The sequence below is a fragment of the Pseudomonas sp. GW821-FHT03A09 genome (assembly GCF_059421065.1).
In genome coordinates, this window is record NZ_JBWKUX010000006.1 from 151895 (window position 1) to 169783 (window position 17889).

General features: G+C 58.7%; 23 protein-coding genes. 10 read left to right on the forward strand and 13 right to left on the reverse strand.

Annotated elements, in window-relative coordinates; translation table 11 throughout:
- Window positions 1-51: 51 nt before the first annotated feature.
- The 3 genes from AC07V4_RS13280 to AC07V4_RS13290 form a co-directional block, all read right to left on the reverse strand.
- Window positions 52-339: a PA4642 family protein gene (locus AC07V4_RS13280; protein WP_492636860.1), complete on the reverse strand. Its 288-nt coding sequence runs from the start codon at window positions 337-339 to the stop codon at window positions 52-54.
- A gap of 96 nt (window positions 340-435) precedes the next feature.
- Window positions 436-903, reverse strand: a complete 468-nt coding sequence (locus AC07V4_RS13285; RefSeq protein ID WP_492636859.1) for a WbuC family cupin fold metalloprotein — start codon at window positions 901-903, stop codon at window positions 436-438.
- Between the two features lie 3 nt (window positions 904-906).
- Window positions 907-1464 carry a hypoxanthine-guanine phosphoribosyltransferase gene (locus AC07V4_RS13290; RefSeq protein ID WP_492636858.1) on the reverse strand — a complete coding sequence of 186 codons (558 nt, stop codon included), beginning with the start codon at window positions 1462-1464 and terminating at the stop codon, window positions 907-909.
- Between the two features lie 163 nt (window positions 1465-1627).
- Here AC07V4_RS13290 and upp point away from each other — a divergent pair, with 163 nt between their 5' ends.
- Both upp and AC07V4_RS13300 read left to right on the forward strand, forming a co-directional pair.
- Window positions 1628-2266: a uracil phosphoribosyltransferase gene (upp, locus tag AC07V4_RS13295; RefSeq protein WP_017138223.1), complete on the forward strand. Its 639-nt coding sequence runs from the start codon at window positions 1628-1630 to the stop codon at window positions 2264-2266.
- A 2-nt stretch (window positions 2267-2268) separates the two neighbouring features.
- Complete coding sequence (locus AC07V4_RS13300; RefSeq protein ID WP_492636857.1) at window positions 2269-3543, forward strand: uracil-xanthine permease family protein; 1275 nt, start codon at window positions 2269-2271, stop codon at window positions 3541-3543.
- A gap of 128 nt (window positions 3544-3671) precedes the next feature.
- Here AC07V4_RS13300 and hisC read toward each other — a convergent pair whose 3' ends face one another.
- From hisC to AC07V4_RS13350, 10 genes are all read right to left on the reverse strand, one after another.
- Window positions 3672-4724 carry a histidinol-phosphate transaminase gene (gene hisC, locus AC07V4_RS13305; RefSeq protein ID WP_492636856.1) on the reverse strand — a complete coding sequence of 351 codons (1053 nt, stop codon included), beginning with the start codon at window positions 4722-4724 and terminating at the stop codon, window positions 3672-3674.
- Between the two features lie 3 nt (window positions 4725-4727).
- The gene (hisD, locus tag AC07V4_RS13310) at window positions 4728-6044 is read right to left on the reverse strand and encodes a histidinol dehydrogenase (RefSeq protein WP_431753647.1); all 1317 of its coding nucleotides are present in this window, start codon (window positions 6042-6044) and stop codon (window positions 4728-4730) included.
- A gap of 127 nt (window positions 6045-6171) precedes the next feature.
- Window positions 6172-6807, reverse strand: coding sequence for an ATP phosphoribosyltransferase (gene hisG, locus AC07V4_RS13315; RefSeq protein ID WP_492636855.1), 636 nt, complete (start codon window positions 6805-6807; stop codon window positions 6172-6174).
- Window positions 6808-7051: 244 nt separating this feature from the next.
- Window positions 7052-8317, reverse strand: coding sequence for a UDP-N-acetylglucosamine 1-carboxyvinyltransferase (murA, locus tag AC07V4_RS13320; protein ID WP_492636854.1), 1266 nt, complete (start codon window positions 8315-8317; stop codon window positions 7052-7054).
- Window positions 8318-8340: 23 nt separating this feature from the next.
- Window positions 8341-8580, reverse strand: a complete 240-nt coding sequence (locus tag AC07V4_RS13325; RefSeq protein WP_060754955.1) for a BolA family protein — start codon at window positions 8578-8580, stop codon at window positions 8341-8343.
- 114 nt (window positions 8581-8694) lie between these two features.
- Window positions 8695-9000 (reverse strand): STAS domain-containing protein, encoded by a 306-nt coding sequence (locus AC07V4_RS13330; protein WP_492636853.1) that lies wholly within the window; start codon window positions 8998-9000, stop codon window positions 8695-8697.
- Complete coding sequence (locus AC07V4_RS13335; protein ID WP_492636852.1) at window positions 8997-9644, reverse strand: MlaC/ttg2D family ABC transporter substrate-binding protein; 648 nt, start codon at window positions 9642-9644, stop codon at window positions 8997-8999. Before AC07V4_RS13335 ends, AC07V4_RS13330 begins: the two co-directional genes overlap by 4 nt.
- A gap of 11 nt (window positions 9645-9655) precedes the next feature.
- Window positions 9656-10123, reverse strand: coding sequence for an outer membrane lipid asymmetry maintenance protein MlaD (mlaD, locus tag AC07V4_RS13340; protein WP_492636851.1), 468 nt, complete (start codon window positions 10121-10123; stop codon window positions 9656-9658).
- Complete coding sequence (gene mlaE / locus AC07V4_RS13345) at window positions 10123-10920, reverse strand: lipid asymmetry maintenance ABC transporter permease subunit MlaE (RefSeq protein WP_431750565.1); 798 nt, start codon at window positions 10918-10920, stop codon at window positions 10123-10125. The genes mlaD and mlaE overlap by 1 nt, the downstream gene beginning before the upstream one ends.
- Complete coding sequence (locus tag AC07V4_RS13350; RefSeq protein ID WP_003171811.1) at window positions 10920-11729, reverse strand: ATP-binding cassette domain-containing protein; 810 nt, start codon at window positions 11727-11729, stop codon at window positions 10920-10922. The genes mlaE and AC07V4_RS13350 overlap by 1 nt, the downstream gene beginning before the upstream one ends.
- 298 nt (window positions 11730-12027) lie before the next feature.
- Between AC07V4_RS13350 and AC07V4_RS13355 the strand changes: the two genes are divergently transcribed.
- The 8 genes from AC07V4_RS13355 (at window position 12028) to ptsN (ending at window position 17888) form a co-directional block, all read left to right on the forward strand.
- Entirely contained in the window at window positions 12028-13002 is a 975-nt protein-coding gene (locus AC07V4_RS13355) for a KpsF/GutQ family sugar-phosphate isomerase (protein ID WP_492636850.1), read from the forward strand.
- Window positions 13003-13527: a KdsC family phosphatase gene (locus AC07V4_RS13360; protein WP_492636849.1), complete on the forward strand. Its 525-nt coding sequence runs from the start codon at window positions 13003-13005 to the stop codon at window positions 13525-13527. It abuts the gene before it with no gap.
- Between the two features lie 8 nt (window positions 13528-13535).
- Entirely contained in the window at window positions 13536-14108 is a 573-nt protein-coding gene (lptC, locus tag AC07V4_RS13365; protein WP_123714596.1) for an LPS export ABC transporter periplasmic protein LptC, read from the forward strand.
- A complete protein-coding gene (gene lptA, locus AC07V4_RS13370) occupies window positions 14095-14628 on the forward strand; it encodes a lipopolysaccharide transport periplasmic protein LptA (protein WP_492636848.1) in 534 nt (177 codons plus the stop codon). Before lptC ends, lptA begins: the two co-directional genes overlap by 14 nt.
- Entirely contained in the window at window positions 14628-15353 is a 726-nt protein-coding gene (gene lptB, locus AC07V4_RS13375) for an LPS export ABC transporter ATP-binding protein (protein ID WP_005784841.1), read from the forward strand. The genes lptA and lptB overlap by 1 nt, the downstream gene beginning before the upstream one ends.
- Before the next feature lie 185 nt (window positions 15354-15538).
- Window positions 15539-17032, forward strand: a complete 1494-nt coding sequence (locus AC07V4_RS13380) for an RNA polymerase factor sigma-54 (protein ID WP_431750569.1) — start codon at window positions 15539-15541, stop codon at window positions 17030-17032.
- 75 nt (window positions 17033-17107) lie between these two features.
- Window positions 17108-17413, forward strand: a complete 306-nt coding sequence (hpf, locus tag AC07V4_RS13385) for a ribosome hibernation-promoting factor, HPF/YfiA family (RefSeq protein ID WP_003171804.1) — start codon at window positions 17108-17110, stop codon at window positions 17411-17413.
- 10 nt (window positions 17414-17423) lie between these two features.
- Window positions 17424-17888: a PTS IIA-like nitrogen regulatory protein PtsN gene (gene ptsN / locus AC07V4_RS13390; protein ID WP_492636847.1), complete on the forward strand. Its 465-nt coding sequence runs from the start codon at window positions 17424-17426 to the stop codon at window positions 17886-17888.
- The last annotated feature ends 1 nt before the right edge of the window (window position 17889 follow it).

Genomic DNA, 17889 nt, shown 5'->3' on the forward strand with positions numbered 1-17889 from the left:
AACGCCCCGCCCTCTGCATGAGGACGGGGCGTTTTTTTATACCTCGGATAATCAGCCGCGAGCGTTTTCGATCAACTCGATGTACTCGTCCGCGTGGCGCTGATCCTTGATCAGGTCGACGAAGGTCTTGCCGTGCTCATCCTTGCCATCAAGGTCCAGGCCGGCCTCCTTGAAAAAGCCCAGGAACCGCTCGAAATCGTCGATACGCAGGCCACGGTAGGCCTTGATCAGTTTGTGCAGGGACGGTGAAGTCGCGTCAACGGGCTCGAAGTCCAGGAACAACTTGATCTGATCGTCACCGATCTCATCACCAATCACCTGTTTCTTATCTTTACGCATTACCGACTCCAGCCTGCGGACATTTACACGGGGGTTGAAGTCTACCTGCGAGGCTCGGCCTTGTGTAGGCGCGGATCAACAGGGTTCCGCTGGCGCTCAATCGAACTGGGCGAGCATCCAACGATGGTACTCAGCCATGCCGGCTTCGCCCTCACGGGGTGCCCAACTGGCCAGCTCATCTTCGCCAACAGGACGGTAAGGGCCGGCCTTGCACTCAAACATCACGCTGTCAGGTTCCAGCACGACCAAACCATGGAAAACACCTGGCGACAGATCAACCCCCTGGCAGTCTCCGCCGGCCTGCAAGACACGCTTGCCAAGCACTTCACCGATATCGTTGAAAATCAGGATGCCCAGACGCCCTTTCAGTATCAGCAAAGTTTCGGCCTTGTCGGCCGTCAGATGGCGATGAGGCTGCACATAGGTGTTCGGCTGCAAGCCCACCACCATGCGATGACAGGGTTCTTCCATTGCATGGAGGTTGATGTTCTGACGCCCACGAGGGTTGGCCGCCGCTTTCTCGGCCAGCTCAGCAAATAGCGATTGATCAAGAAAGCGGGCCATTCATTACATTCCTTTAACGGCGAAGATGCCATTGGCATTACGCCAGTAGCCTTTGTAGTCCATGCCATAACCGAAGATGTAGCGATCGACGCACGGCAGGCCAACGTAATCGGCTTTCAGGTCCGGGCGAGCCTTGCGGTCGTGGTCTTTGTCGATCAACACGGCGGTGTGCACTTTGCGCGCGCCGGCGTGTTTGCAGAAGTCGATGATTGCGCCCAGGGTGTGACCTTCATCGAGAATGTCGTCGATGATCAGCACATCGCGGTCGATAAACGAAACTTCCGGCTTGGCTTTCCAGAACAGGTCGCCGCCACTGGTTTCGTTGCGATAGCGGGTAGCGTGCAGGTAGGACGCTTCCAGCGGGAATTGCAGGTGAGTCAGCAATTTGCCGGCGAAGATCAGGCCACCGTTCATCACGCAGAAAACCACCGGGTTGGTATCGGCCATTTCACGGGTGATGTGTGCGCCAACCTCGGCGATCGCTGCTTCGACTTGCGCTTCGGTGTACAGGCAGTCAGCCTCGCGCATGATTTGACGGATATGCTCGAGATCAGCGGACATGGCGCTCTCCAAGGGGTGCTGTGGCAAGAAAAGCGGGCGAAGGTACGCTTCTCGTGCGCTCCAATCAAGCCTTTATGGACTAACGTACTTGATGTCTATAGGACAACACCCTCGGATAGATTAATCTAGGCCGGTTTTTTTGCCCGCTGCCGGAGCTTTCCCCATGCCCACTCGCGAGATCCGCCATCCGCTGATCCGACACAAACTCGGTCTTATGCGCCGTGCCGACATTAGCACGAAGAACTTCCGTGAGCTTGCTCAGGAAGTCGGAGCGCTGCTCACTTACGAAGCCACCAAGGATTTGCCCCTGGAAACCTACGAGATCCCCGGTTGGGCCGGTCCCGTCCAGGTGGAAAAAATCGCCGGTAAGAAAATCACCGTGGTGCCGATCCTGCGCGCCGGTATCGGCATGCTCGAAGGTGTGCTCAGCCTGATCCCAGGCGCCAAAGTCAGCGCTGTCGGCGTGGCCCGCAATGAAGAAACCCTTCAAGCCCACACCTACCTGGAAAAACTGGTCCCGGAGATCAACGAGCGCCTGGCGATGATCATCGACCCGATGCTCGCCACTGGCAGCTCCATGGTCGCCACCATCGACCTGCTGAAAAAGGCCGGTTGCAAGGACATTCGCGCCATGGTGCTGGTCGCCGCCCCCGAGGGCATTGCCGCCGTCGAGAAGGCCCACCCGGACGTGCAGATCTACACCGCCTCCATCGACGAACGCCTGAACGAACACGGCTACATCATCCCTGGCCTGGGCGATGCCGGTGACAAAATCTTCGGCACCAAGCAGAAGGACGCGTGAGCATGCAGGATGAATTCAACGACCCGCTTTGGCGCCAGATCCTGTCTGGCGCACAAATGCTCTTCGTGGCATTTGGCGCGCTGGTGTTGATGCCGCTGATCACAGGTCTTGATCCAAACGTCGCACTGTTCACCGCGGGCCTGGGCACATTGCTGTTCCAGGTGGTGACAGGGCGGCAGGTGCCGGTATTCCTGGCATCAAGTTTCGCGTTTATCACCCCGATCATTCTCGCCAAGGGCCAGTTCGGCCTCGCGGCGACCATGGGCGGCGTGATGGCGGCCGGTTTCGTTTATACCTTCCTGGGCCTGGCGGTGAAGATCAAGGGCACAGGGTTCATTGATCGGCTACTGCCACCTGTGGTCATTGGCCCGGTGATCATCTCCATCGGCCTGGCCATGGCACCGATTGCCGCCAATATGGCCATGGGTAAAGCCGGTGATGGCAGCGAGCTGATTCATTACCAGACCGCCATGATGATCTCGATGCCAGCGCTGCTGACCACCTTGATCGTGGCCGTGTTCGGCAAAGGGATTTTCCGCCTGGTACCGATCATTTCCGGCGTTCTGGTCGGCTTCGCCATGTCGTTCTACTTTGGCGTAGTCGACACAGCGAAGATCGCCGCCGCACCGTGGTTCGCCCTGCCCCACTTCACCGCGCCGGAGTTCAACTGGCAGGCGATTCTGTTCATCGTCCCGGTGGCCCTGGCCCCGGCGATCGAACACATCGGCGGCGTGATCGCGGTAGGCAGCGTGACCGGCCGCGATTACCTGAAAAAGCCCGGCCTGCACCGTACCCTGCTGGGTGACGGGATCGCCACTACGGCCGCTGGCATGTTTGGCGGCCCGCCGAACACGACCTACGCCGAAGTGACCGGCGCGGTGATGCTGACGAAGAACTACAACCCGAAAATCATGACCTGGGCGGCAATCTTTGCCATCAGCCTGGCGTTTATCGGTAAGTTCGGCGCATTGCTGCAAAGCATTCCAGTGCCGGTGATGGGCGGCATTCTGTGCCTGCTGTTCGGTTCGATTGCCGCGGTGGGGATGAACACGCTGATTCGCCATAAGATCGACCTGGGGGAAGCACGCAATCTGGTGATTGTGTCCGTGACCCTGGTGTTCGGCATCGGCGGTGTTCTGGTTGGCACCGGCACCGGCCCGGATGATTTCGGCCTCAAGGGCATCGCCCTGTGTGCGGTGGTGGCGATTGGCTTGAACCTGTTGCTGCCGGGCAATGATGGTTGGAAGAACAAGAAGTCGGATGAGCCGCTGATCTAACTGTCAGCGCAAAACCAATGTGGGAGTGGGCTTGCCCCCGATAGCGGAGTATCACTCGATACATGATCGACTGATCTACCACCATCGGGGGCAAGCCCCCTCCCACATTTTTTGATCTTCAGTGCGGCTTAGAGCTCACCGAGCCCATCGATCAGCGCCTGGTTCTGCTCCGGCGTACCGATGCTGATCCGCAGGAACTGGGCAATCCGCGCCTGCTTGAAGTGCCGCACGATCACGCCTTGCTCACGCAGCTTCGCGGCCAAACCGGCTGCGTCGTGTTTCGGGTGACGGGCGAAGATGAAGTTGGCGGCCGAGGGCAACACTTCAAAACCTTTACCTTCCAGCTGCGCGACCAGCGTGTTGCGGCTGTCGATCACCCGTCGGCAAGTCTTCTCGAAATACTCACGATCCTCGAACGCCGCCGCCGCACCGACAATTGCCAGGCGATCCAACGGGTAGGAGTTGAAGCTGTTCTTGACTCGCTCCAGCGCCTCGATCAGGTCCGGGTGGCCCACCGCCAGGCCCACACGCAAACCGGCCAGTGAGCGCGATTTGGAGAAGGTCTGGGTCACCAGCAGGTTCGGGTAGCGATCCACCAGGCTGATCGCGGTTTCGCCGCCAAAGTCGATATAGGCTTCATCGACCACCACCACCGAATCCGGGCTGGCCTTGAGGATCTGTTCTACTGCATCCAATGCCATCACGCAGCCGGTAGGTGCGTTAGGGTTAGGGAAAATGATCCCACCGTTAGGCTTGGCATAATCGGCCACGCGAATCTGGAACTGCTCGTCCAATGGCACCGGATCGGACTTGATGCCGTACAGGCCGCAGTAGACCGGATAGAAGCTGTAGCTGATGTCCGGAAACAGCAGCGGCAGATCGTGCTGGAACAAACCGTGAAAGATGTGCGCCAAGACTTCATCGGAACCGTTGCCGAGGAATACCTTGCCGGCGTCGATCCCGTAGTACTTGGCCACGGCCTGCTTGAGCAAGTCACTATTAGGGTCCGGGTACAGACGCAGGTTGTCGTTCAACTCGGCCTGCATGGCCGCCAGCGCTTTCGGCGACGGACCGTAGGGGTTTTCATTGGTGTTGAGCTTGACCAGCTTGGTCAGCTTGGGTTGCTCGCCGGGCACGTAAGGCACGAGGTCCTTGACGAAAGGGCTCCAGAATTTGCTCATGCCTTACTCTCCCTTGAGGATGCGATATTCGGCGCTGCGCGCGTGCGCGCTCAGCGATTCACCACGGGCCAGCACCGAGGCGGTCTTGCCCAGCTCGGAGGCACCCTGTGGCGAGCAGAAAATGATCGACGAGCGCTTCTGGAAGTCATACACCCCCAGTGGCGACGAGAAACGCGCAGTGCCGGAGGTCGGCAGCACGTGGTTGGGACCGGCACAGTAGTCGCCCAAGGCTTCGCTGGTGTGGCGGCCCATGAAGATCGCGCCGGCGTGACGAATCGACGGCAGCCAGGCTTGTGGGTCGGCGACGGACAACTCCAGGTGTTCCGGCGCGATACGATTGGCCACTTCGATGGCTTGTTCCATGTCACGTACAAGAATCAACGCGCCACGCCCATTGATCGACTTCTCGATGATCTCGGCGCGCTCCATGGTCGGCAAAAGCTTATTGATGCTGGCGGCCACCTTGTCGAGGAACTCGGCATCCGGGCTGACCAGGATCGCCTGGGCATCTTCGTCGTGTTCGGCCTGGGAGAACAAGTCCATGGCGATCCAGTCCGGGTCGGTCTGGCCGTCGCACACCACGAGGATTTCCGAAGGACCGGCAATCATGTCGATACCAACCTGACCAAACACGTGGCGCTTGGCCGTGGCGACGTAGATGTTGCCAGGGCCCACCACCTTATCGACCTTCGGCACGCTTTCGGTGCCATAGGCCAGGGCCGCAACGGCTTGGGCACCACCGATGGTGAAGACGCGGTCGACACCAGCGATGCACGCCGCGGCGAGCACCAGTTCGTTGATTTCACCTCGCGGCGTCGGCACCACCATGACCACTTCGGTCACGCCCGCCACCTTGGCCGGGATTGCGTTCATCAGTACCGACGACGGGTACGAGGCTTTACCACCCGGCACGTACAAACCGGCGCGGTCCAGCGGCGTGACCTTCTGGCCCAATACGGTGCCATCGGCTTCGGTGTAGCTCCAGGAGTCCTGTTTCTGTTTTTCGTGGTAGCTGCGCACCCGCGCCGCCGCGACTTCCAGCGCTTCGCGCTGTGGCACGGTGATACGCGTCAGGGCCAGCTCCAGGCGTTCACGGGGCAGGATCAGGTCGGCCATGGACTTGACGTCCAGGCCATCGAACTGACGGGTGAAGTCCACCAACGCTGCATCACCGCGCTCGCGCACAGCCTTGATGATGTCGAGTACTCGCTGGTTGACCGAGTCGTCGGACACACTTTCCCAGCTCAGCAGATGATCCAGATGATGGGCGAAATCCGGGTCGGCAGCGTTGAGTCGGGCAATTGCAGTGGACGTGGTCATAGCGAGGGCCTCAGAGGATTGGCAAAAATGCTCAGGCGCCGAAAGTTAGCAGTCGATCCGCTTGGGCACCTGAGAATTCTGGCTATGAGGCGGATAGACGGGCGCGACCGAAGGCCGCGCGGGTGAGTCAACCGCGGTGTCGAGACTCCACCGCCTTGCGCAGGGTGTCGATCAACGTCTGGATACGGGCGTGTTGCATTTTCATCGAAGCTTTGTTGACGATCAGGCGGGAGCTGATGTCAGCAATGAAATCCTGGGGTTCCAGGCCGTTGGCACGCAGGGTGTTGCCAGTGTCGACCACGTCGATGATCTTGTCGGCCAGGCCGATCAGCGGCGCCAGCTCCATCGAGCCGTAGAGCTTGATGATGTCGACCTGACGACCTTGCTCGGCGTAGTAGCGCTTGGCGACATTGACGAACTTGGTCGCCACCCGCAGACGGCCTTTGGGCTCGACATCACCGACACGGCCGGCAGTCATCAGCTTGCACAGGGCGATACGCAGGTCCAACGGCTCATACAGGCCCTGGCCACCGTACTCCATCAGCACGTCTTTACCGGCAACGCCCAGGTCGGCCGCGCCATGTTCAACGTAAGTCGGCACATCGGTAGCCCGTACGATCAGCAGGCGAACGTCGTCCTGGGTCGTGGGGATGATCAGCTTGCGGCTCTTGTCCGGATTCTCGGTTGGCACGATGCCCGCTTCAGCCAGAAGCGGCAAAGTGTCGTCAAGGATGCGGCCCTTGGACAGTGCGATGGTCAACATGGGAAACGTCAGTCCTTCATCAGGCTATTGCTGTCCGGTCGCAAACGGCGCCAGACACAGATCGAGGCCATGACAGCCTCGACTTGAAACAAATTCACGTCAAGCCTCTGTAGTGAGCGGGCTTGCCCCGCGCTGGAGTGCACAGCGCTCCCAAGATTTTCAGGGCCGCTTCGCAGCCCAGCGCGGGCGGTGCGACGATTCGACGAGCCCGCTCACTACAGTGATAGCGTTTGCAGCAGCGGGACTAGCCCGGTACGCGGCGGATTTTCGCGCCGAGCATCTGCAGTTTCTCTTCGATGCACTCGTAGCCACGGTCTATGTGGTAGATGCGGTCGATGAGGGTGTCGCCTTCGGCGCACAGTGCCGAGATCACCAGGCTGGCCGAAGCACGCAGGTCGGTGGCCATTACTGGCGCGCCCTTGAGCTTGTCGATACCGGTGACGATGGCAGTGTTGCCTTCGACCTGGATTTTGGCACCCATGCGGTGCAACTCATACACGTGCATGAAACGGTTTTCGAAGATCGTCTCGATCACGGCACCGGTGCCTTCGGCAATCGCGTTCAGGGAGATGAACTGCGCTTGCATGTCGGTCGGGAACGCCGGGTACGGTGCGGTGCGCACGTTGACAGCCTTGGGCCGCTTGCCGTGCATGTTCAGCTCGATCCAGTCATCACCCGTGGTGATCTCGGCACCGGATTCCTTGAGTTTTTCCAGGACGGCTTCAAGGATGGTCGGATCGGTGTCCTTGACCTTCACGCGGCCACCGGTCACGGCAGCAGCAACCAGGTAGGTGCCGGTCTCGATACGGTCCGGCATCACTTTATAGGTGGCCGAGTGCAGACGCTTCACACCGTCGATGGTGATGGTGTCGGTGCCGGCGCCACTGATGTTGGCGCCCATGGCGATCAGGAAATTGGCCAGGTCGACCACTTCCGGCTCGCGGGCGGCGTTTTGCAGGACGCTGCGGCCATTGGCCAGGGCAGCGGCCATCATGATGTTCTCGGTGCCGGTCACGCTGACGGTATCGAAGAAGAAGTTCGCACCGCGCAAACCACCTTCCGGCGCCTTGGCCTTGATGTAGCCGCCTTCGACGTCGATGGTCGCGCCCATGGCTTCCAGGCCACGGATGTGCAGGTCGACCGGACGCGAACCAATGGCACAGCCGCCAGGCAGAGCGACTTCGGCTTCACCGAAACGAGCAACCATCGGGCCCAGAACCAGGATCGACGCACGCATGGTTTTCACCAGCTCGTACGGAGCAACCAGGGTCTTGATGGTGCGCGGGTCGATTTCGACTGACAGTTTCTCGTCGATGACCGGCTCGATCCCCATGCGACCGAACAGTTCGATCATGGTGGTGATGTCGTGCAGGTGCGGCAGGTTGGCCACGGTCACCGGGCCATCGCACAGCAGGGTCGCTGCCAGGATCGGCAAGGCAGAGTTTTTCGCACCGGAAATGCGGATTTCGCCATCAAGGCGGGCACCACCGGTAATAATCAATTTATCCATAAGAATCTCGACGCCTTGGGGGCTCAGGTGCGCTCGGACCAAGCCGCGCGGCTGAAAAATTTCATAGTGACCGCGTGGATGCTGCCATCGGTGATCCACGGGTTCAAATGGGCATAGATCTGCTGTTGACGCTTGACCGGGCTCAATGCCGCCAGTTCATCGCTAATCACGTTCAGCTGGAAATTGCAGCCTTCGCCTTCAACTTCTACGATCGTTTCCGGCAGCTTTCCTTCAAGGAAGCTCTTAACTTCTAGGGCCTGCATGCTCAACCTCTATCGGCGCCCAGTGCGCACGGGTCGCACATCATACAAAAAAGCCCCGCGCCTGCGAACCCCGCATAGCAGGACTCTGACGGGGGGCTTTCTTGATAATGGATATTAAGGATGCGCCAACAGCTCAGTCAGACCAGAGACCTGGGCAATTTCACGCATATCTTCGGGCAACGCACGAATGCTCACGGTCTTCTTGACCGCCGCCGCATCACGCATGAAGCACAGCAACAACGACAAGCCGACGCTGCTGGACTTGGTTACAGCCGAACAATCCAGCACCAGCTCGGGCACGGTACTGGCCTTGATCAGCGCCTGGCCCTGCTTGCGCAGGTCAGGTCCGGTGCGGTAATCCAGCACGCCGCTGAGCAGCAACTCGCCGGCATCGCCAAGACGAACAGCCGACTCGGTCATTGCGCAGACTTCCCGGCTTCTTTATCGGACGTTTCCTTGGCCTTGGCGACTTCACCGGCCCAACCATTGATGGTTTTGTCCAGATCGTTGCCATTGCGCTGCATCGCATCGGCGAACTGATCACGGAACAGCTTGCCGATGTTGATACCGTTAATGATCACGTTACGCAGCTTCCATTCGCCGTTGACCTTCTCCAGCGTGTATTGCACTGGGTAGACGGCGCCGTTGTTACCTTTGACGGTCATGCCCACGCTGGTGCGGTCGCCGGACTCATCCTTTGGCGCATCGACGGTAATGCCCTGGTTGTTGTACTCCAGCAGAGCGTTGCCATAGAACTGGAACAGGCCCTTCTTGAAGTTTTCCTGGAAGGTCAGCATCTGCGCCGGCGTCGCCTTGCGCGAATACTTGACCGTCATGATGCTTTTGGAAATGCCTTCAGCATCAACCACAGGCCCGACAATGGTGTTCAGGGCATCGTAAAACCTGGTTGGGTCTTGCTTGTACTGCTCTTTGTTGGCCTTCAAGTCAGCCAGCATCCTGCTGGTCGTGTCCTGCACCAGATCGTGCGCAGAACCCGCCGCGTTGGCCATCAGCGGCAGCGCTGCAAGCAGTACCAGCAGGCCACGTCGCAAGGTAGAGATCATGAACAGATTCCTCATTTGGCGTCTTTATTGACCGTATTGAGCAGGAATTTACCGATCAGGTCTTCAAGCACCAACGACGACTGTGTGTCGTGGATTGTCGAACCTTCCTTGAGCAGGGCTGTTTCCCCACCCACGCTGACACCGATGTACTTCTCGCCCAGCAGCCCCGCAGTGAGGATAGATGCCGTGGAGTCAGTTGGCAGATTATCTACCTTCTTGTCCACTTGCATGGTCACTCGACCAGTGAAGCTGTCACGATCCAGATCGATTGCCGTGACCTTGCCGATGGTTACACCAGCCATGGTCACTTTAGCTCTGACCGTCAGACCGGCGATATTGTCGAAGTACGCGTAAAGTTTATAAGTATCGGCGGTGGGGCTGGCCGAAAGGCCGCTGACTCGCAGCGCCAGTAACAGTAAAGCCAGGATGCCAGCCAGCAAGAAAAGGCCGACACCGATTTCCACAGTGCGGTTTTGCATCAGAAATCTCCAAACATCAAGGCGGTCAAAATGAAGTCAAGGCCCAGTACCGCCAACGAGGCGTACACAACGGTCTTGGTGGTGGCGCGACTGATCCCTTCTGAGGTGGGCTCACAGTCGTAGCCTTGGAATACGGCGATCCAGGTCACTACAAAGGCGAAAACAACGCTTTTTATGATGCCGTTGAGCACGTCACCACTGAAGGTCACGCTGTTCTGCATGTTGGCCCAGTAGGAGCCGTCATAGACTCCCAGCCAGTCCACCGCCACCCACGAACCACCCCAGATACCCACTACGCTGAAAATCATCGCCAGCAACGGCAGGGAAATGAAGCCGGCCCACAGGCGCGGGGCAACAATATACTTGAGCGGGTCCACGCCGATCATTTCCAGGCTGGACAGTTGCTCGGTGGACTTCATGTTACCGATCTCGGCGGTCAGCGCCGAACCGGCACGCCCCGCGAACAGCAAGGCCGTGACCACTGGGCCGAGTTCACGCAACAACGTCAGGGCGACCATCTGCCCTACCGCCTGCTCCGAACCGTAGCTGGAAAGAATATTGAAGCCCTGCAATGCCAGCACCATGCCGATGAACACGCCGGAGACGACGATGATCACCAGGGACATCACACCGACCGCGTGCAGCTGCTTGACCAGCAGCCCAAAGCCGCCGCCAATGCCGCCACGGCCGAGCAAGGCGTGAAACAGGAAAATAGTCGAACGACCCAGCACTTCGACAATGTCGATGCCTGAGCGGCCGAAAAGGCGAACCTTCTCGATAAGAGATGTCTTGCGCATCAGCGCTTCCCCAGAAGATCTGAGCGGTAGTCCGCTGCCGGAAAGTGAAAAGGCACCGGGCCATCCGGGTCGCCGGTCATGAACTGGCGAATACGCGGGTTATCGGCATTCATCAACTCTTCCGGCGTACCCTGCCCCAGCACCTGACCATCACCCACTACATAGAGGTAGTCGGCGATACTCGCGGTTTCGGCCAAATCATGGGACACCACGATACTGGTGATCCCCAGCGCATCGTTGAGCAGACGGATCAGACGCACCAGCACGCCCATGGCGATAGGGTCCTGACCGACGAAAGGCTCGTCATACATGAGGATTTGTGGGTCGAGAGCGATAGCCCGCGCAAGAGCAACACGACGCTTCATACCGCCGGACAACTCGTCGGGCATCAGGTCGATGGCACCGCGAAGGCCGACGGCCTGTAGTTTCAACAACACAATGTCACGAATCATCTCATCGGACAGTTGGGTATGCACCCGCAGCGGGAAGGCTACGTTTTCGAAAACGTCGAGGTCGGTGAACAGCGCACCGCTCTGGAACAGCACACCCATATGCTTGCGCGCATCGAACAGATCGCTGCGCGACAGCGTCGGCAGGTTCTGGCCGTTGACCCACACTTCGCCAGCACTGGGGCGCAACTGCATGCCCATCAGGCGCAACAGGGTGGTCTTGCCACAACCGGAAGGCCCCATGATGCCCGTGACCTTGCCACGGGGAATGCGAATATCGACGTTATTGAAGATGCTGCGCGTCCCGCGCTTGAAGGTAAGGCCCTTCAGCTCGACCGCGTAGGCGTTATCGGCACTCATCTAATCTCCTTGGGATGCAGCCTTTCACTCAGACACCATGATTGCGACTTTCGTTAGCAACGCCTGCGCAATAATTATCCACATGGGCTGGGCGGACCGAACTGGCGGCGAACTATATCACTGCTGGTACAGAGCGCCCAAGGCCGGAACAGCGCTCGTTCAGATTCACGACAGGGAAAAAGCGTTGCTGAGCTTGAATCTCAAGCCCTCAGCGAATAAAGCCTGACGAACTTGCGTGAGGGAATTGATCATTACCGCTATAATCGCCGACTTTTCGTCAGGCTATACGATTTCAGACATGAGCCAATCCAGCGATCTCATTCAATCCGCACAACGCACCATTCGCCTCGAACTGGAAGCCGTAGAGGGCTTACTGGCCCATATCGACGCGGATTTCGTACGCGCCTGCGAGATGATTCTGGCTAGTAAAGGCCGCGTTGTCGTGGTCGGCATGGGCAAATCCGGCCATGTCGGCAACAAGATTGCCGCCACTCTGGCAAGCACCGGCACCACGGCTTTTTTCGTACACCCGGCCGAAGCCAGCCATGGCGACATGGGCATGATCACCAAGGATGACATCATCCTGGCGCTGTCGAACTCCGGCACCACCAACGAAATCGTGACCTTGCTGCCGCTGATCAAGCGCTTGGGCATCAAGATGATCAGCCTCACCGGCAACCCGGAATCGACGCTGGCCAAGGCCTCCGAAGTCAATTTGAACGTGCATGTAGCTCACGAAGCGTGCCCACTGAACCTGGCACCCACCTCTTCCACCACCGCAGCCCTGGTCATGGGCGATGCCTTGGCTGTGGCATTGTTGGAAGCTCGCGGTTTTACCGCAGAAGACTTCGCGTTTTCCCACCCGGGCGGTGCCCTCGGTCGTCGCTTGCTGCTGAAAGTGGAAAACGTGATGCATGCCGGCGATGAACTGCCCCATGTCCAGCGCGGCACGCTGCTCAAGGACGCGCTGATGGAAATGACCCGCAAAGGCCTGGGCATGACCGTGATCCTGGAGACCGATGGACGCCTGGCCGGGGTCTTCACCGACGGCGACCTGCGCCGCACCCTGGACCGCACCATCGATATCCACACCGCGACCATCGATGCGGTGATGACGCCCCACGGCAAGACAGCTCGCCCTGAGATGCTGGCGGCCGAAGCCTTGAAGATCATGGAAGACCACAAGATCGGTGCACTGGTGGTGGTCGATAGCCACGACCGCCCGATTGGCGCATTGAACATGCACGACTTACTGCGTGCGGGAGTGATGTAAATGACCGACGATCTGTTGCAACGCGGTAAAAACATCAAATTGGCAATTTTCGACGTTGACGGCGTGCTGACCGACGGTCGCCTGTATTTCCTCGAAGATGGCAGCGAATTCAAGACCTTCAACACACTCGACGGCCAAGGCATCAAAATGTTGATGGCGGCGGGTGTGCAAACGGCGATTATCAGCGGTCGAAAGACACCGGTTGTGGAACGCCGCGCACAAAACCTGGGTATTCCTCACCTGTATCAGGGCCGCGAGGATAAACTAGTGGTTCTGGACGAGCTTCTTGGCCAACTGAACCTAAGCTATGAGCAGGTCGCCTACCTGGGCGATGACCTGCCCGACCTACCGGTCATTCGCCGGGTGGGCCTGGGCATGGCCGTCGCGAACGCCGCAGCTTTTGTGCGTGAACACGCCCACGGCATAACCACCGCACGTGGCGGTGAAGGTGCCGCCCGCGAGTTCTGCGAATTGATCCTGCGCGCCCAGGGCAGCCTTGAAGCGGCCCACGCCGCCTACCTATAGAGCGTTTTATGCTGAGCAAAAAGATTCGCAACTTCCTGTTATTCGGGGTCATCGCCGCGATCTTCCTCGCGGTGGGCTACTGGAATATCAGCCCGGAGCGCTTTCTCGACAAACCTGTCGTGCAGGTTGACGAAGGCGTCATCGACTATTACGCAACCAATGCCTACAGCGTGCAGTTCCTGCCTGATGGCAAGGTGCAGTACGAGATGACGGCCGACAAGGTCGAGCATTTGAAGGCCTCCGAGGTCACCTTGCTGACCAACCCGGACATGAACTTGTATCGGGGCACCGAGTTCCCATGGCATGTCACCAGCCTGCGTGGCGAAGTCAATCCCGATGGCACCCAGGTAGAACTGATTGACTCGGTACGCGTTGCGCGCACCGACGAGCAGAAGCGCGACACCATTATTACCAGCAGTCGCATGACCGTATTCCCACAACAGCAATATGCGCAGACCGAGCAAGACGTTAGAATCGACGGCGCTGGCGGTGTATCGACTGGCAAGGGAATGAAAGCGTATTTGAAAGAAAGCAGGATACACCTGCTATCGAACGTAAGAGGACAGTATGAGGCTCGTTAAAACCCTCCCTATTTTGCTCGGTCTGGGCGCAGCACTGGGAAGCGTGAGCGCCTGGGCTCTGCCGAACGATAGCCAGCAGCCGATCCATATCTCGGCTGACGATGCGCAGCTGGATGACAAGCAAGGCGTTGCCACCTACACCGGCGCCGTGATCATTACCCAGGGCTCGATGAAAATCACCGGTAATACGGTGACACTCACGCGCACCCCAGCTGGTGATATTGATGTCGTGACATCGGTAGGCAATCTGGCGTATTTCGAGCAGAAGCAGGCGCCTGCCGATACCGCCCCGATGAAGGGCTATGGCAAGACCATCCAGTATCACGCCCAGCAGAATCGTATCATCCTGATCGACCAGGCCAAGGTGCTCAGCCCCGATGGCAACTCCACGGAAGGTGAAAAAATCACCTATGACACCGTGAAGCAGATCGCTAACGCCGGTCGCGCCAATGGCAACAAGGTCACCGCACCTCGCCCGCGTGTCGACATGGTTATCCAGCCGAAGAAGAAGGCCGAGTAATGGCGACCCTGAAAGCCCAGCATCTGGCCAAGGCCTATAAAAGCCGTCAGGTCGTGCGCGACGTCAGCCTGTCGATCGACAGCGGCCAGATCGTCGGTTTGCTCGGCCCCAACGGTGCCGGCAAGACCACCTGCTTCTATATGATCGTCGGCCTGGTCCAGGCGGATCAGGGTCGTGTATTGATCGACGACCTCGACGTCAGCCACCAGCCTATGCACGGTCGTGCGCGGGCCGGTATCGGCTATCTTCCCCAAGAAGCATCGATCTTCCGCAAATTGTCGGTGGCCGACAACATCATGGCGATCCTCGAGACCCGCAAGGAACTCGACCGTGATGGCCGCCGCAAGGAGCTGGAAAGCCTGCTGCAAGAGTTCCATATCAACCACATTCGCGACAACCTCGGCATGAGCTTGTCCGGTGGTGAGCGTCGCCGGGTGGAAATCGCCCGCGCCCTGGCCACCGCGCCGAAGTTCATCCTGCTGGATGAACCCTTTGCTGGCGTCGACCCGATCTCGGTTGGCGACATCAAGCAGATCATCCATCACCTCAAGGCCAAGGGCATCGGCGTGCTGATCACCGATCACAACGTTCGCGAGACCCTCGATATCTGTGAAACCGCCTATATCGTCAACGATGGCCAACTGATCGCCGAAGGCGACGCCGAGACCATCCTGGCCAACGAACTGGTCAAGGAAGTGTACCTGGGCCACGAGTTCCGCCTGTAAGCACGGTGATGTCACGGCTGTTCGCCAAAGCGCGCGGGAGTCAATAAAAACCTCAGTTTTTTTATTGTTACCGCGCTCTAGGCAAAGCCCCCGATTTCAGGCATATAATTTGCTTATGTTTGGCGCTCACGCGCTCTGTCGTGGATGGCGCAATGCGCCGGCGAATAAGGTGTTAAGCCCCTGCCATGAAACCATCGCTAGTCCTGAGAATGGGCCAGCAGCTGACGATGACACCGCAGCTGCAACAGGCCATCCGCCTGCTCCAATTGTCGACCCTGGACCTGCAACAGGAAATCCAGGAGGCCCTGGAGTCGAACCCGATGCTCGAACGCCAGGAAGAAGGCGACGACTTCGATAATGCAGACCCGCTGGCCGACAACATCGAGCAAAAACCCAATTCCGACGTGCAGGAACCTTCCTATCAGGAAACCGCCCCTACGGTGGACAACCTTGAGGACGGCGAATGGAACGAACGCATTCCCAACGAACTTCCCGTGGACACCGCCTGGGAAGACGTCTACCAGACCAGCGCCAGCAGCCTGCCCAGCAATGACGATGACGAGTGGGACTTCACCACCCGTACGTCCGCCGGCGAGAGCCTGCAAAGCCATTTATTGTGGCAGTTGAACCTGGCGCCGATGTCCGACACCGATCGCCTGATCGCCGTCACGCTGATCGATTGCATCAACAACCAGGGCTACCTGGACGAAACCCTTGAGGAAATCCTCGAAGCGTTCGACCCCGAGCTGGATATCGAGCTGGATGAAATCGAGGCCGTTCTGCACCGTATTCAGCAGTTCGAGCCCGCCGGCATCGGCGCCCGCACCCTCGGCGAATGCCTGCTGCTGCAACTGCGCCAGTTGCCTGCCAAGACCCCCTGGCTCGCCGAGGCCCAGCGCCTGGTTACCGACTACATCGACCTGCTCGGCAGCCGCGACTACAGCCAGCTGATGCGCCGCATGAAACTCAAGGAAGATGACCTGCGCCATGTGATCGAACTGGTGCAGAGCCTCAACCCGCGCCCCGGCTCACAGATCGAGTCCAGCGAAGCCGAGTATGTCGTTCCCGATGTGATCGTCCGCAAAGACAACGAACGCTGGCTCGTCGAGTTGAACCAAGAGTCGGTGCCACGCCTGCGCGTCAACCCGCAATATGCCGGTTTTGTACGCCGCGCCGACACCAGCGCCGACAACACCTTTATGCGTAACCAGTTGCAGGAAGCGCGCTGGTTCATCAAGAGCCTGCAAAGCCGCAACGAAACCCTGATGAAAGTGGCCACCCAGATCGTCGAGCACCAGCGCGGCTTCCTGGAGTATGGCGACGAGGCGATGAAACCGCTTGTTCTGCACGATATCGCCGAAGCGGTGGGTATGCACGAATCGACGATCTCCCGGGTGACCACGCAAAAATTCATGCATACCCCACGAGGTATTTATGAGTTGAAATACTTTTTCTCCAGCCACGTCAGTACCTCCGAAGGCGGCGAATGCTCGTCCACGGCAATCCGCGCGATCATCAAAAAACTGGTTGCCGCGGAAAATCAGAAAAAGCCATTGAGTGACAGTAAGATCGCTGGTTTACTGGAGGCACAAGGCATTCAGGTCGCCCGTCGAACCGTCGCCAAGTACCGCGAGTCCCTCGGGATCGCGCCTTCCAGCGAGCGTAAGCGTTTGATGTGACGGGCGGGCCAAAGCGTTCCAGTGGCAGGCACCTTTGCCTGCCGCTTTATGCACTGGCAACGAAGGAGAAGCTGTATGCAAGTCAACATCAGTGGACACCAGCTGGAAGTCACCAAGCCCCTGCGTGAATACACCGAAAGCAAGCTGAACAAGCTTGCGGGGCATTTTGACAAGATCACCAACGTGCAGGTCATCATGGAGGTCGATAAGCTCAAGCAGAAAATCGAGGCCACCCTGCACGTACCGAATGCCAAGCTCGTTGCCAATGCGGAACATGAAGACATGTACGCGGCGATCGACTCGCTCTACGACAAGCTGGACCGCCAACTCATAAAGCATAAGGAAAAGAATCTGCACCTGATGCAAGGTACAGGTCGTTAACTCTCCCCCCATGATCCGACTTGAAACCATCCTGACCCCCGGCCGTTCCCTCGTGAACGTGCCGGGTGGCAGCAAGAAGAAAGCCCTCGAACAAATTGCCAACCTGATCGCACGCGAAGTGCCAGATCTGGAGATGCAAGATGTCTTCGACGCGCTGATTGCCCGTGAAAAACTTGGCTCCACCGGTTTTGGCAACGGCATCGCCATTCCTCACTGCCGACTCAAGGGCTGCGAAACACCCGTCAGCGCCCTGCTGCACCTGGAAGCTCCCATCGATTTCGACGCCATCGACGGCGCTCCGGTCGACCTGCTGTTCGTTCTGCTGGTCCCGCAAGCCGCCACCGATGCGCACCTGGAACTGCTTCGGCAGATCGCCAGCATGCTCGACCGCAAGGAAGTACGCGACAAACTGCGCAGTGCCAACAGCAATGAGGCGCTCTATCAGGTTGTCCTGGATGAACAAAACGGGCAGTAAT

What these genes read in the sequence shown, in the direction of transcription:
- AC07V4_RS13355 (WP_492636850.1), top strand. Translation starts at nt 12,028, where the DNA reads ATGAGCCAATCCAGCGATCTCATTCAATCCGCACAACGCACCATTCGC.
- ptsN (WP_492636847.1), top strand. Translation starts at nt 17,424, where the DNA reads ATGATCCGACTTGAAACCATCCTGACCCCCGGCCGTTCCCTCGTGAAC.
- AC07V4_RS13285 (WP_492636859.1), bottom strand. Translation starts at nt 903, where the DNA reads ATGGCCCGCTTTCTTGATCAATCGCTATTTGCTGAGCTGGCCGAGAAA.
- AC07V4_RS13360 (WP_492636849.1), top strand. Translation starts at nt 13,003, where the DNA reads ATGACCGACGATCTGTTGCAACGCGGTAAAAACATCAAATTGGCAATT.
- AC07V4_RS13280 (WP_492636860.1), bottom strand. Translation starts at nt 339, where the DNA reads ATGCGTAAAGATAAGAAACAGGTGATTGGTGATGAGATCGGTGACGAT.
- mlaE (WP_431750565.1), bottom strand. Translation starts at nt 10,920, where the DNA reads ATGCGCAAGACATCTCTTATCGAGAAGGTTCGCCTTTTCGGCCGCTCA.
- upp (WP_017138223.1), top strand. Translation starts at nt 1,628, where the DNA reads ATGCCCACTCGCGAGATCCGCCATCCGCTGATCCGACACAAACTCGGT.
- lptB (WP_005784841.1), top strand. Translation starts at nt 14,628, where the DNA reads ATGGCGACCCTGAAAGCCCAGCATCTGGCCAAGGCCTATAAAAGCCGT.
- hpf (WP_003171804.1), top strand. Translation starts at nt 17,108, where the DNA reads ATGCAAGTCAACATCAGTGGACACCAGCTGGAAGTCACCAAGCCCCTG.
- AC07V4_RS13300 (WP_492636857.1), top strand. Translation starts at nt 2,269, where the DNA reads ATGCAGGATGAATTCAACGACCCGCTTTGGCGCCAGATCCTGTCTGGC.
- murA (WP_492636854.1), bottom strand. Translation starts at nt 8,317, where the DNA reads ATGGATAAATTGATTATTACCGGTGGTGCCCGCCTTGATGGCGAAATC.
- lptA (WP_492636848.1), top strand. Translation starts at nt 14,095, where the DNA reads ATGAGGCTCGTTAAAACCCTCCCTATTTTGCTCGGTCTGGGCGCAGCA.
- hisD (WP_431753647.1), bottom strand. Translation starts at nt 6,044, where the DNA reads ATGACCACGTCCACTGCAATTGCCCGACTCAACGCTGCCGACCCGGAT.
- AC07V4_RS13380 (WP_431750569.1), top strand. Translation starts at nt 15,539, where the DNA reads ATGAAACCATCGCTAGTCCTGAGAATGGGCCAGCAGCTGACGATGACA.
- AC07V4_RS13325 (WP_060754955.1), bottom strand. Translation starts at nt 8,580, where the DNA reads ATGCAGGCCCTAGAAGTTAAGAGCTTCCTTGAAGGAAAGCTGCCGGAA.
- hisG (WP_492636855.1), bottom strand. Translation starts at nt 6,807, where the DNA reads ATGTTGACCATCGCACTGTCCAAGGGCCGCATCCTTGACGACACTTTG.
- lptC (WP_123714596.1), top strand. Translation starts at nt 13,536, where the DNA reads ATGCTGAGCAAAAAGATTCGCAACTTCCTGTTATTCGGGGTCATCGCC.
- AC07V4_RS13350 (WP_003171811.1), bottom strand. Translation starts at nt 11,729, where the DNA reads ATGAGTGCCGATAACGCCTACGCGGTCGAGCTGAAGGGCCTTACCTTC.
- hisC (WP_492636856.1), bottom strand. Translation starts at nt 4,724, where the DNA reads ATGAGCAAATTCTGGAGCCCTTTCGTCAAGGACCTCGTGCCTTACGTG.
- AC07V4_RS13330 (WP_492636853.1), bottom strand. Translation starts at nt 9,000, where the DNA reads ATGACCGAGTCGGCTGTTCGTCTTGGCGATGCCGGCGAGTTGCTGCTC.
- mlaD (WP_492636851.1), bottom strand. Translation starts at nt 10,123, where the DNA reads ATGCAAAACCGCACTGTGGAAATCGGTGTCGGCCTTTTCTTGCTGGCT.
- AC07V4_RS13335 (WP_492636852.1), bottom strand. Translation starts at nt 9,644, where the DNA reads ATGATCTCTACCTTGCGACGTGGCCTGCTGGTACTGCTTGCAGCGCTG.
- AC07V4_RS13290 (WP_492636858.1), bottom strand. Translation starts at nt 1,464, where the DNA reads ATGTCCGCTGATCTCGAGCATATCCGTCAAATCATGCGCGAGGCTGAC.